This window comes from Peptostreptococcus stomatis DSM 17678, from assembly GCF_000147675.1.
In the GTDB taxonomy this organism is placed as follows: domain Bacteria; phylum Bacillota; class Clostridia; order Peptostreptococcales; family Peptostreptococcaceae; genus Peptostreptococcus; species Peptostreptococcus stomatis.
In genome coordinates this window covers 46,613-59,765 of record NZ_ADGQ01000070.1, presented here as the reverse complement: position 1 = coordinate 59,765, position 13,153 = coordinate 46,613, and the positions used below count along the sequence as shown (strand labels likewise).

The window sequence follows — 13,153 nt, the reverse complement described above, 5'->3', positions numbered from 1 at the left end:
AAATTTTATTCGAAAATAAAACGAGGTATATTTAAGCTGTTACCTAACCAAAAACTTAATGATGAGCTCACTATATCATATCAATATTATGATAAAGATAGTGGTATTGTAAAATTTAAAAAATCTAAAGTAAGAGTGGTTGGTTTTATTAGTGATAATTGGGATCCTATAACTCATACAGAGCATTTTGTTCCAGATATTATAACTTATGATAGTATTTATAGGAACTTAACTAATATAAGTAATATTAATGAAATAAAAGTTGAGCTTAATGATAAAGATAGTTTAGAAAATATATATAATAAAATAGAGTCAAGATTTTCAAGTAAAAACTTTTATGAATGCGATACAGAAAAGACAATATTAGAAAGATTAAACAGATACGAAAAAAAGAATAAAATAAAGAGAGAAGTATCTTCAGCAGTATTATTATCAATGTCTATTGTAAACATAATAGCAGGAATAATATTAACATTTAATTTAAACAAGCGTGGTTATGCTACTATGTTGTCCTTAGGAATGAGTAGGAGAAATTTAAAAAGAATGTTAAGAAAAAATGGAATTCTATCAATCATTCCAGGGATTGTTTTAGCTATAATAGTGTCCTTGATATACAATATAAAATGGTTTAATCAAGTGAAACTAATTGCAGGGATTCAAGGGATAGAGTTCAAGGAAAATTTTTCATTGCCGTATATGCAGATTGTAATTTTTATACTAATTTGTACAATATCAATTTTATTAGCATTGTCAGTAGTATACAAAAATGTTGACGATATAGATATAATTGAGTGTTTAAATAATAAGGTATAGTGAGGTAATAATAATGAAAAATATAAGCATAGAAAACGTAAAAAAATATTATGGTAAGTCAGATAATATAGTTAAGGCTGTAGATGGAGTAAGTTTAGATGTTGGAGATTATGGATTTACAGCAATTGTTGGAACGAGTGGTTCAGGTAAATCAACTCTATTACATTGTATGGCAGGTCTGGACAAACCTACATCTGGGAAGGTATGTTTTGACGATATGGATATTTATTCATTGAATGATGAACAGTTGTCAGAATTAAGAAGACAAAAGTTTGGATTTATTTTCCAAAGCTTTAACCTAATACCTGTATTGAATGTTTATGACAATATAATACCTCCAATATCACTTGACGGAAAAAAGCCAGATAAAGAATATATTGATATGGTAATTAGCAAGGTTGGATTGAAAGAACAATTAAAAAAATATCCAAATGAATTATCTGGAGGGCAACAGCAGAGAGTAGCAATTGCCAGAGCTTTATCTAATAAACCTTCAATAATATTTGCTGATGAGCCAACTGGAAATTTAGATAGCAAAACAACAAAAGAGGTAATGGATTTGCTGAAGAGTTCAGTAAAAGACCTAAACCAGACTCTTATTATGATTACACATGATCAGGAAATTGCTAAGTCTGCAGATAGGATAATTACTATAAGTGATGGTAAAATTATAAATGATGAAAAAAAGTAATTTGAAGTATTTATTGAAATTAGTAGATCTCTTAGGAGATTGACCTATTAAATGTAGGTATAGTAAAATAGAATATAGCAATAAGGATGACGCCTGTAGTCGTTGTACAATTCTAAGGAAGGGGACAATTGCTACAGGCCTTATTCTTAGCAAATTTTTTAGGAGAAAGAGTGGTTAGATGCCTAAGCGTATAAAAGAAAAGTGGAAGGAGAAGTCCTTGTTCATGTTTAAGGACAAGCTCCCCCAATTATTGGTATACCAGCTGGTTACAAAGGCCTTGCTCTTGGCCAGTCTGGTTGTCTTGAGGACTATAGCAGGTTCTCTTTTATGGGTAGCAGGTAAACCGGCTATCACCAGCAGTGATATACCATTTTTGATGAGGACATGGCAGGGTTGGTTACTTTTGATAATTGCCCTAACAGGCCTATTTATATATACCATATTTGATATTAACGTTATGATACTCTTGAGTAGAAATGTACTATATTCGGAGCATAAAAAGATGAAGACCCTTATATATGAGGCATTTTTGGCTGGTAAAAAGCTAATTAGACCCAAGGGCATACTAGTGATTTTATATATATCATTTTTGGCCCCAGCCTGTTTTGCGACCCTGGGAATTTCCCTTAGTTATACTTTTGTATTGCCAGATTTTATCTTGTCTGTTATTACTTCGACCAGTATTAGGGCGAGTTTCTACTATATCCTGCTTATCCTATTGGGGATTTTAGGGCTTTATAGGGTCTTTACATTTCACTATATGATTTTGAAGGACCAGTCACTAAATGAAGCCCTGGCTTCTTCTGTTAACCTAATCAAGGTCCACAAGAGGAGTATTGCAGGCAGGTACTTTGGATTTTTACTTAGGACAGGTTTGGTCTTGGTGCTTATATTTGCAGTTTTTGGAATAGTACCATATATAATTCTAGAAATTGCAAGTCCACCCCAGTATATATATAGGTTTTTTCTCTTGCTTATAGTTTTTGTCACTACCTTGCTTGATGGTATATACGGTCTCCTATTTCTATCCTTTCAGTTCATGCGTTTGACCCAGATATTTGATGGATATGAATGTCCGGACCTGGTTCCAAGCAATGATAAAAAACATTTTTCAAGGAAGACCATTTTTATATCGGTTTTAGTTATAGTATTAATGTGTATTTTTAGTGCCATTGGTAGCTCGGTCTTTGATAGGTTATTTTCCGTGGAGAAGTCTACACAGATTATAGCCCACAGGGGTGGTGGCAGGCTTTCTACAGAAAATACCCTTGAATCAATTCAAGCAGCCATAGATAAAAAGGTTTATGCCTCGGAAATTGATGTGCAGAGGACCCGTGATGGTCACTATATAATCCACCATGATACTAATTTTTCTAGGCTGTATGGCGATATCCGTAGACCAGAGGATATGAAACTGGATGAGGTAAAGAGTCTGACTATGAAAGGTCTGCATAATAAAATTGTCAACCCTGCAACTTTGGAAGAAGCCCTGGAGACGGCCAGGGACAAAATTCACCTATATATAGAGCTAAAGGGGAGAACTGCTGATAGGAAGATGGTAGAAGACCTCTACAGGATGGTCAAGGCCAAGGGTATGTTGGGCCAATGTGCCTTTATCAGCCTTGACTATGATATTATCAACTATATGGAAAGCAAGCATCCAGATGCAGAGACTATCTACCTTTGCTATTATAGTTTTGGTGATATAGGCAGGCTCAATGTAGATGGAATTGGTTTAGAAGCGGAGTCTGCAACAGATTCCAATATACGTAAGATTCACAAGTACGGTAAACGCGTAGATGTATGGACCTGCAATGTACACAATATAATAATGCAGTTTTTGATGAGTGATGTGGATGGGATTATAACCGACGAAGTTGAATCTACCCAGTTCCTAAAAAATACATTTAAAGACAGTACAGATATAAACAGGATTATAAATTGGTTGAGACCGGAGAGTTAATTTGAGGCTTATATTTAAATATTCTTAAAGTAGGTAGGGTATAAGACCCTATATAAAGAAAAAGATATATAGACTAAGAGTGAGGAGAAAGAAATATGACTGATGAAAATATAGAAATAAAGGGGTTTGGGGGTGATAGTCAAAGGGCCAGTGACTCAATTATAAAAAGCGATTTTGTAATTAAGACCAGTGATGAATTCAATAGGTGTATAGACCATATATATGACCTATTAAATAGCTCACATGTACTCTATGATAAGGGTCTTTTTCCATCATCTAGCTTCTTTTCAATAGCAGCTATTGAAGAGATAGTCAAGGTCTACAATAGTCTCTTTTCTAAGAATGTAGATGGCCATGCAGGTAAGGGTACAGGCAAGAAGATATTTGGTCCAGACTACTATTTATGGATGGATGATCGTTTGACAGATGCCGTGGAAGAGGAAGACCTAAAGGGTATATTTGACCTTTATAATAGTGGTGGTATGATGAACTTGAAGCTTGACTCTGTATACACCAATCGTAGGTCGGATAGGATGACAATACCAGTAGATCTTGTAGATAAAAAATACGCTAGAAATATGCTTTTATTTGCCATCCAGGCCTATGAGGATAATATAGCCGGCTATAGCCTTTATGCCATCAATATATCTAAAAAGACGGACAAGCTTTTTGAAGAAGTTGTGGGTCAGGTATAGGATAATAAGAAGCTGGGACTAGTAAATAATAAATAAAAAGTAAACCCTAATAGGGAATTTCAAGCATAGAAAAGATATAAGTAGTCGTAAGTTTAGGAGGAAACCATGAAGATATACAAGGAACTAGAAGCTATAAAAGAAGAAGAGTATGCAGCCTTTCAGGCTAGGTTAATACCTAGCATAGACCCGTCTACAATCATGGGGATTAGGGTACCAAAACTTAGGGCATTGGCCAAGTCATATATAAAAGACCAGGAGTGTCAGGATTTTTTAGTTAGTCTACCACATGCCTACTATGATGAAAATATGCTACATGGAATCCTGATATCGGAGATTAAAGATTTCGATACATGCATAGAGAAGATAGAAGCCTTTTTGCCATATGTAGACAATTGGGCAGTATGTGATATTATGTCACCAAGGGTCTTCAAAAAGCACAAGGAGGAACTACTAGATAGGATCAAGCTTTGGATTTCTTCTGATCAAACCTATACATGTAGGTTTGGTTTGGAGATGCTGATGACCCACTTTTTAGATGACGACTTCAAGCCTGATTATTTAGAACTGGTAGCAGGTCTTAGGTCCCAGGAATACTATGTCAATATGATGATTGCCTGGTTTTTTGCTACAGCCCTTGCCAAGCAGTGGGAGGCCAGCCTTCCATATATTGAGGCCAGGAGTTTAGATGACTGGACCCATAATAAGGCTATACAAAAGGCCCGTGAGAGTCTTCGTATAAGCAAGGAGAGGAAGGACTACCTTAAGGGACTAAAGTAGTTATGATTTATGACCTAATATTATCCCGCGAAGAAGGAGGGATAGAAAAGAAAAAAAGTATTAACAACAAGTATATCTTGATGCTATTGAACCTGGGATATCCAGCAGAAGGGGCTGGTCCATTGGCAAACCATGGATCTCGTAAGGCAATAGAAGAAACTGTAAAAAATATATAATAAGATATATATAGGATATATACAATAATATATAACTAATATATAACTAAGATATAAATTAAGATATATACAAGGGGATAGGCATAAAAGTATATATAATAGTTTAGATTGATGGAGGTGGATATATGAATACCCTGATATGCTATAAGAAATGTACTACTTGCAAGGGAGTAGAAAAGATAATGAAGGACCAGGGTCTGGCCTATGAACTTAGGGAGATAGACAAGGAAAATCCTAGTATAGAAGAATTAAAGGCTTGGAGGGAAAGGTCAGGCCTGCCACTAAAGAGGTTCTTCAATACAAGTGGTAAAATCTACAAGGATATGGGCTTGTCTAAAAAACTGGCAGATATGTCAGAAGAAGACCAGTACAAGCTACTAGCTACAGATGGTATGTTGGTAAAGAGGCCAATTCTACTAGTAGGAGATGAAAAAATCCTGGTAGGTCCGGATGTAAAGAAATTCCTACTTGGTGAATAGGTATAGACCTATAAAAAATGAGGTCACCCAGTCCGTTGAAAATACATTCTTTGGGCAGGTGACCTCATTATTTTTAACTCTTAGACCTAGAGTCTATTTTTTTGATTATTGACGAAAGTCCATTTATAGGTACTTATAATAACTAGGCCTGGATCTTTCTTTCCTCTATATAGGCATCAAGCATTTCAGAAACCTGGACTACCAAGTCCTTGCAAGGTGGCTTCTTAGTCATTATAGGCTTGCCTTCAGGTGTTTTTTCACCAGTTAGACCCAATAGTTCCTTACAAATTATAGATCCGTTTTCTTCCTGGAATTTCTCGGCAAGTTTTCTGATTACCTTATAGTGTTCGCTTTTTGCCCCCTTGTCTTTGGGGTCTGTAAAGCCATTTAGTAGGCCTACTACCATAAACATACCACTGACAGCCCCACATACCTCTCTAAGCTTAGCCATTCCTAGGCCAAAGGGTGATGCCATTTTTAAGGCTGTATCCCTGTCTAGACCGGTTTCGTCACTAAAGGCTAAAACTATAGCCTGTGAGCAATTATAGCCCTCTTTAAATAAATCTCTAGCTAGATCTGAATGCTTACTCAATTTAATTTACCTCCATATTTTTACAGATTACCATACTTTCACATATCCATATATTATCATATATAAGAGTAGATTTATAGTCTAATATACTAGATTTTTTATATGGAAATTATAGTAATTTCTTACTCAGAGGTTAAATATTTAAGTACTACTTAACAGTTTTAGCCAGATCTACAAAACTCTGTCCAAAGAATGTAGAAGTTTTTGAACTTATGTTGATTAGTAGCCCATCGTCTTCCCAATCAATACTCTTGTTATTGGACATTATGGCCTTTTTGCTATTTAGGTAAACATACTTAGCATCATCTGTGCTTGTTTCATATCTATTTCCATCTCTTGCAAGTCTTTCCTGCATATAGATCTTTGCCCCATCCTTTTCAAGGATAAAGTCTGCTATATCTTTACCTGGAAGTCCATTTTCATCCTTGTAGATACCAACTTCTATCAGCTTGCAACCTGCTGGTAGCTTAGGCTTGAAAGCCAGATACTTTTGTGCCTCCTCAAGTGTCTTGAACTTGGCAATACCCTCGTCTATAACTTTATCAGCATCCTTTTCTAGGATATATGTTCCATTTTTTTCATCTATTTCCTTTATTTTATTTCCGTCCTTATCGAATACACCAGTATTTTTAGCTTCTTTGTAGCTGATATCATCTACCTGTCTTCCCTGGGCATCATATATTTTTCCCTTTAAATTTTCTGGGAAGTGGTAGATTAGTTTACCCAGGTCAATAAGTGGTTTTTCCTCATGGATAATTATATTTCCATTATCAGTCTTAAGGGTTTTAGTAGTTGTAAAAAATTCATTACCAATAACCGGTATGCCTATGCCTGCAACTATCAGTAAACCTGCTATTGATGCAGCTATTAACTTTCTAGACCAAGGTCTAGTCTTTTTCTTTCCAGCATTGTCTGTATTTCTTACCTTATCTATTTTATTAGCCATAATATTACCTCCCTTTATATCATCTACTGGGCTTTCACTAGGTCCACCAAGCAAATTATCCTCAGAATTTGATTCAAGTAACCTGACCCTAATCCTATTTTTACTAGCCTGGCTAGGCGAAAATTCCAGGTTTAGCCTTTCCTTTAGTTCATCTTCAAACTTTAAGTCATGTAGGCTTTCGACATTCTGATCTGGTCCTTCAAGAATATTATCAATTTCTCTTTCCTGATTAGGGCCAAGATTGATGTCAAGGTCGTTAGATCTATCTATATCTTTTTTATTCATAATAATCCCTCCTATTCTATGTTTTTTAATTTGTATATCCCTACTAAAGATTGTCTTTTTGGAGTTCCTTTTTTAGTTTTTTCAAGGCCCTAAATAGGACGACACCCACATTTGCACTGGATATACCTAAGAGGTCTCCTATATCAGTGTTCTTCATATCCGCCCCATACTTGTAGGCAATGATTGTACGTTCCTTGTCACTTAATTTAGCCAGGGCAAGCTTTAGGTCTGAGTTGATATCTGTCATTTCTACAATTTTTTCAGGTGACTGGTCAGTGTCAACCAGGGGTCCTGTAGCATCCATGCTTACAGTTTGAATCTGCTTTTTTCTATAGAAACTGGCTATTTCATTCCTGACTATTGAGAATAACCAGGTCTCAAAACTAGACTTGCTAGAAGAGTAGGTGTCCAGGTTGGCATGAACCTTCTCAAAGACAAGTAGGGCTATATCCTCAGCATCCATATGATTTAGAGTTTTCATATTTATGAATTTATATACTTTATCAAAATATTTATCAAAGATATCTTCAAAATTCAAAGAACCACCTCCCATCCTTGTGAATTGAATTAATCTAGATTAATTATAACCTCTTTCACCTATATATACGCTTAAAATAGGTTTTTCATTAACAAAAATTTAAAATTCATAAAAAAGCCCTCCTAGATATTTCACTAGAAGGACCCTTATCATGTTTTCCTAATTTTCAATTTTATTCGACTAAGACTCTTTGCTTGGAAGAATAGTTATTTAAATACTATATACATGTTCTTGTCTCTATTTTCTATAAAGCTATATGGATTCTTTTCAAGGACTATAGGTTTTTGATACTTAACGCTCATAACAGAAGTAACTATATCCTTGACTATATATTTGTCGCTTATACAGATGTAGGAAGCAGATTCAGGATACAAGCCTTTAACTATCTTTACAGAAGTATCAAATCTATCTTTGCCTGCTATCTTGTCTACCTTTACCTTCTTTTTACTCAATTGACTATATACATCACTGGTTATAGTCTGGTCTCCACCTATGGCTAATATACTTGAATCCTTTTTCACTAAATCATAAGTATGACCAGGCATACTATTTTTCTTAGTTAGGAGTATAGGAATCTTCTTTTCATAGGAGTATGGAGAGATTGATGGTGTATCGTAAAAGTCTTGTCCACTAACCAGGATAAACTGCTTGTCTGCATTCATAAACCTGGCAATCTTACTCGATGTTTCATACCTATCCTGACCCGAATAGTCATACAAGTTATATCCTTTTGCCTTAAGTTGGTCCTTGACTTTTCTGGATATAAGCTTGTCTCCTGATAGGACATAGATGTTCTTTGCATGAAGTCTGCCTAGTTCACTTAAAAGTTTTTCGTCTAACTCGTCCTTGTCAGACAAAAGTATAGGTGCATCCAGATAACCAGCTATTGAAGCAGAGCACAGGGCATCTGGGATACTATCCTTGCCGACTAGAACGACATTGTCATTCCTTCCAAATGTAGACTCTGATATATGGGCTGACATCTCAACAGGACCACATGATTCTATATTTCTCGGATTATTCAAATTTTTAAGGTTGATACTTACGCCATCACTGGAGTTTAGGACCTTCATAAGCTCTGAATATATGTTAACTTTTGTTTTGTAGGTATTGAAATTATGTGGACTGTCTTTTCTGATAAAACTAAGGATATAGTAGCCATTATCATTGCCATCTTTAGTAAGTCCTATTTCATAATTGTCTATTTCAATTATAAAATCATAGGTCTTAATCCTGGACTCGCTATTATAGTAGTCTCCCTTTATTGAATCCAGTATTTCAGCAAGCTTCTTTTGTGCCTTCTTATCATTTAAAGTGTACTTAGGTCCAAAAAAATCACCGAAGATAAGGCTGTTGGATTCGTTAACTTCTTTATTGATATCAAGATCGATCTTATCAGCCGCGTTTACTGCGACTAGGGAAGAAGCTGAAACTGTAGCAGCTAAAAGAGAAATTATCACTTTTTTATTAGTCATATTATCACCCCTTTTGTATACTTTTCTATAAAAATTACCATCACAAGAAAAATTATTTTATAAATACTTTCCCATAGGCATACCCCCTAAATATGATAATACATATAATAAACGTTTCCTATATATTTCATATTATTATATTTTGTTAAAAAAATCAATTCTGGGGGGGTTGCTGGATTTTATCGGATTAAAAATGATTTGTAGTGGATTCTGCCTTAAAACAGCTTGGAGTTTTAAAGGAGGAAGAAAAAAGATTTATAAATGAAAATGTAGTAATTTGGGAATTTATAAATATGCATGAAAGGGACATAAAAATAGGATAAAATATAATTATATAAAAAAATCTGAAAAATGAAAAATTTGTCTTTAAATATCCTTAGGAATAAGATATAATGAGGTTAAATTAGAATTTTTGGAGGGAATTATGTCGTTTTTAACAAATCACTATGTCTTGTCATTTATCAAATTTGCGATATTGGCAACTCTAGGCGAGGTAATAGCTAACAGCATCAGAAACAAGAAGCTGACTATACCTCATTCAATCGGATACAGGATGCTTATCTGGGGTCTTCTAGGTATATGGATAGCCTTCATGATGGGTATATTTGCCGAGGCTATGGGTGCTAAGTTGGCCAAGTCTAGCTCAACAATCCTGCATACAAAGCTTGCTTTTGCATTCTTAACTTCACTGGTAATGAATACATCATTTGGTCCAGTCTTCATGGTATTGCATAAGCACACAGATACCTTCTTAGACCTAAGGTATGAAACTAAGGGTGCTAAGGTATCTATCAAGGATATCTGCTCAAGGATTGACTACTTTGCCTATGGAAAAAATGTCCTATGGGGAACAATACCAACATTCTGGTTGCCAGCACATACGGTCACATTCTTGCTACCAGGTGAATTCAGAGTTATATTTGCAGCCCTATTGTCAATCTGCCTAGGTATCTTGCTTTCACTAAAATCATAATTAGAGTAAGCCAGTAACAGGTGATATGGGGTCATCCCAGTATCATAGTTGATGGAAAATAGGAAAAGAGCCTTTAATAACCTGGGTCAAAACCAAGGACTTATAGGGCTTATAAAAGAGAATATATGCCGACTTCAATAGTGGGGTAAACCTGCTGGCTGGAGTCGGTTTTTCTTATGCAAGCCTGCCTTGAGAAAAAATTATAATTTTTTTGAAAAATTTTGAAGAAAATTGAATATATATGAAAATATTGGATATATATAAAAATGAATTAAGTTAAGTTGTAAATTTTAGTATCATTTAAATTAAATCCCCTGAGGTTTGCTTATCCTCAGGGGATTTTTTTATGCATTTATTTATATGTAAATTTTCAAGTAAAAGTTTTTTATATGTGGTATAATCCTTATTGTATAATTGAGAGTTTTGTATGTACTATAGGAAGTATATTAGTAAAATTAAGAGCGGTTGGATTGTAAATATCAGCAATAGTATTGAAAGTAAGGTGTTAGATTTTGAAGAAGATTTTTAATAAAGAATTTAAAGAAAAATATATGCCAGACCCATCCAAGGTCCATGAGATTTTATATAAGGACTGTCAAGAGGTTATGAAAAATCGTTTGATAACCATTATAGTAGTGGCCCTAATGATATTTCCATCCTTATATGCCTGGTTTAATATTGAGGCCTTTTGGGATCCATATGGTAATACAAAGAATTTAAGTGTGGCAATTGTAAATCAGGACAAGGACTACGAGTTTAAGAACCAGAAATTGAATTTTGGTAATGATATAGTTAAAAACCTCAAGGAAAATAGGAGTCTTGATTGGAATTTTGTAAACTCTAAAACAGCCATGGAGGGCCTTAATACCGGTAGGTATTATGCTATTTTAACAATACCTAAGGACTTTACAAAATCCCTGATGTCTGTTACCCAGGTAGATGTGAGGAAGGCTAGGATAATATATACAACAAATGAAAAAACCAATGCAATAGCAGAAAAAATAACTGACCAGGGGGCTAATAAGCTTCAGGTAAAGATTAGTAACCATCTTATTCAGGTTATAAGTAAGACCTCATTAGGTGCCATGGGTGGAATTTCAAATATGACTGATGATATAACACCAAAGTTGACAGAAATGAAGAAATCTTTACAGAGGCTAGATGCCCAGTTGGTAAATAGCAAGAAGTTGGCAGAGAATAATAAAAATATGATAGGTGACCTAGACAAGTCCCTGGCGAGTTCTAAGGCGAGTCTTGATGCTATTAAAAGGACTATGAATGGTGCGAAGAAGATCAATGATGATATTGGAAGCATGGCTACGGATGCGACTTCAGGTATACAGAACTCATCAGCCAGTCTAAAGTCTGCCTTAAGAGATGTGTCAAGAATCTTGGAATCATCAGTCAACTTGGCCCAGTCCCTAAACTCTATTGGTGACAAGGGGGCCCAGCAGGCAGTCATAAGTATTGGTAATATTAAAGATAAAATAGACCAGGCAGCTATAAGGGTCAACAATATTAGCCAGGTCCTAAATGATATAAATGTAGTAAATTCAAATGTATTAAATAATGCAGTTACCAGGTTGAATAATGAGTACAGGTCACTAACAGATGCTAGTTCTAGGCTAGCAGGTATTATAGACCAGGTAAACTCTACTAGTAGCTTGACATATTCTCAAGTTCAAGACATTGTAAATATTGTTGCAGACTCTAACAAGGGTATAAATGATATTATTTCGGATTTCGATGACTTGGTCACAAGGCCACTTAGCAGGGTGAATGGAAATGTATCTACAATTACCGGGGATATCAGGAGTATGGTAGACTCTACAGGCCAGTTGTACCCAAGTGTAAATAATTTTATAAATACGGCATCAACTTTAAATGGTAGGGTCGGTTCTAGTATAACAATTCTAGAAAGCTCGATAGATATATTGAGGGGCCAGGTTTCTGACTCTATAAAGATGATTGATGAAATACAGAACAACAAGGATTTAAAGGCCTTTAATAATGTAATCAAGTCAAATATACTTGAAAGGGCAGATTTTATTAAGAATCCAGTTGAAATCAAGGAAGAAAAGTTGTATAAGATGGCCAATTACGGTTCTTCTATGGCACCATTTTACAGTGTCTTGGCAGCCTGGGTAGGGGTTATTATCCTATCGACTATATTATCTACAGAGCCGAGTAAGCAGTATAGGAGTATTGATAGGTACTTGGGTCGTCTATCATTTTTCCTAATCCTGTCTCTTATCCAGTCGATAATAATATCGACGGGAGACCTCTTATTATTAGGGGTGACAGCGAAGGAACCAGTCTTGTTTATATTGATCTTGATGCTGTGCAGTATAGCCTTCTGTATCCTAATATTCACCCTGGTATCATGCTTCAAGACCCTGGGTAAGGGGATAGCCATGTTCTTGTTGGTTATCCAGATAGGTGGTTCTGGGGGAACCTTCCCAGTCCAGATGACACCTACCTTCTTTAGGACTATAAACTCAGTCATACCATTTACATATGGTATAAATGCCTGCAGGGAAGCTATAGGCGGAGTATATATGCAAAACCTGCTTGGAGATATAGGGGCCTTGCTATTATTTGCCATTATACCGCTGATATTCGGAATAATGTTCAAGGAAGATATAAACGACCTTTTAGAACCCCTATCAGAAAAGTTTGAGAAGAGTTTCTTAATGCACTAGCATATTTGTCAAAAGTGTTATATACTGTAGTGAAGTAGAAAAAATTTA

At 35.2% G+C, this 13,153-nt stretch carries 13 protein-coding genes; 9 read left to right on the top strand and 4 right to left on the bottom strand.

Annotated elements, in window-relative coordinates:
- The 7 genes from HMPREF0634_RS08145 to HMPREF0634_RS08120 all read left to right on the top strand — a co-directional run.
- Positions 1-813: ABC transporter permease family protein (locus HMPREF0634_RS08145; RefSeq protein WP_007790773.1), on the top strand; the 813-nt coding region annotated here is incomplete at its 5' end.
- A gap of 13 nt (positions 814-826) precedes the next feature.
- The gene (locus tag HMPREF0634_RS08140) at positions 827-1,504 is read left to right on the top strand and encodes an ABC transporter ATP-binding protein (RefSeq protein WP_007790885.1); all 678 of its coding nucleotides are present in this window, start codon (positions 827-829) and stop codon (positions 1,502-1,504) included.
- Positions 1,505-1,682: 178 nt separating this feature from the next.
- Complete coding sequence (locus HMPREF0634_RS08135; protein WP_040565922.1) at positions 1,683-3,467, top strand: glycerophosphodiester phosphodiesterase family protein; 1,785 nt, start codon at positions 1,683-1,685, stop codon at positions 3,465-3,467.
- A gap of 95 nt (positions 3,468-3,562) precedes the next feature.
- Positions 3,563-4,162: an AbiV family abortive infection protein gene (locus tag HMPREF0634_RS08130; RefSeq protein ID WP_040565921.1), complete on the top strand. Its 600-nt coding sequence runs from the start codon at positions 3,563-3,565 to the stop codon at positions 4,160-4,162.
- 105 nt (positions 4,163-4,267) lie between these two features.
- Positions 4,268-4,939, top strand: a complete 672-nt coding sequence (locus tag HMPREF0634_RS08125; protein ID WP_007790830.1) for a DNA alkylation repair protein — start codon at positions 4,268-4,270, stop codon at positions 4,937-4,939.
- Positions 4,940-4,941: 2 nt separating this feature from the next.
- Complete coding sequence (locus tag HMPREF0634_RS09810; RefSeq protein ID WP_165480197.1) at positions 4,942-5,115, top strand: hypothetical protein; 174 nt, start codon at positions 4,942-4,944, stop codon at positions 5,113-5,115.
- Between the two features lie 125 nt (positions 5,116-5,240).
- Positions 5,241-5,594, top strand: coding sequence for a Spx/MgsR family RNA polymerase-binding regulatory protein (locus HMPREF0634_RS08120; protein ID WP_007790849.1), 354 nt, complete (start codon positions 5,241-5,243; stop codon positions 5,592-5,594).
- Positions 5,595-5,736: 142 nt separating this feature from the next.
- Here HMPREF0634_RS08120 and HMPREF0634_RS08115 read toward each other — a convergent pair whose 3' ends face one another.
- The 4 genes from HMPREF0634_RS08115 to HMPREF0634_RS08100 all read right to left on the bottom strand — a co-directional run bounded on the left by HMPREF0634_RS08115 (position 5,737) and on the right by HMPREF0634_RS08100 (position 9,430).
- Entirely contained in the window at positions 5,737-6,186 is a 450-nt protein-coding gene (locus HMPREF0634_RS08115) for a C-GCAxxG-C-C family protein (RefSeq protein ID WP_007790783.1), read from the bottom strand.
- A gap of 148 nt (positions 6,187-6,334) precedes the next feature.
- Complete coding sequence (locus HMPREF0634_RS08110; protein ID WP_040565920.1) at positions 6,335-7,417, bottom strand: hypothetical protein; 1,083 nt, start codon at positions 7,415-7,417, stop codon at positions 6,335-6,337.
- 43 nt (positions 7,418-7,460) lie between these two features.
- Positions 7,461-7,955, bottom strand: a complete 495-nt coding sequence (locus HMPREF0634_RS08105) for an RNA polymerase sigma factor (protein ID WP_007790749.1) — start codon at positions 7,953-7,955, stop codon at positions 7,461-7,463.
- 206 nt (positions 7,956-8,161) lie between these two features.
- A complete protein-coding gene (locus HMPREF0634_RS08100; protein ID WP_007790882.1) occupies positions 8,162-9,430 on the bottom strand; it encodes a cell wall-binding repeat-containing protein in 1,269 nt (422 codons plus the stop codon).
- A 424-nt stretch (positions 9,431-9,854) separates the two neighbouring features.
- Between HMPREF0634_RS08100 and HMPREF0634_RS08095 the strand changes: the two genes are divergently transcribed.
- Together HMPREF0634_RS08095 and HMPREF0634_RS08090 are read left to right on the top strand one after the other, a co-directional pair.
- Positions 9,855-10,403 carry an Mpv17/PMP22 family protein gene (locus HMPREF0634_RS08095; protein WP_007790846.1) on the top strand — a complete coding sequence of 183 codons (549 nt, stop codon included), beginning with the start codon at positions 9,855-9,857 and terminating at the stop codon, positions 10,401-10,403.
- A gap of 512 nt (positions 10,404-10,915) precedes the next feature.
- Entirely contained in the window at positions 10,916-13,105 is a 2,190-nt protein-coding gene (locus tag HMPREF0634_RS08090) for a YhgE/Pip domain-containing protein (RefSeq protein WP_007790788.1), read from the top strand.
- Positions 13,106-13,153: the final 48 nt, after the last annotated feature.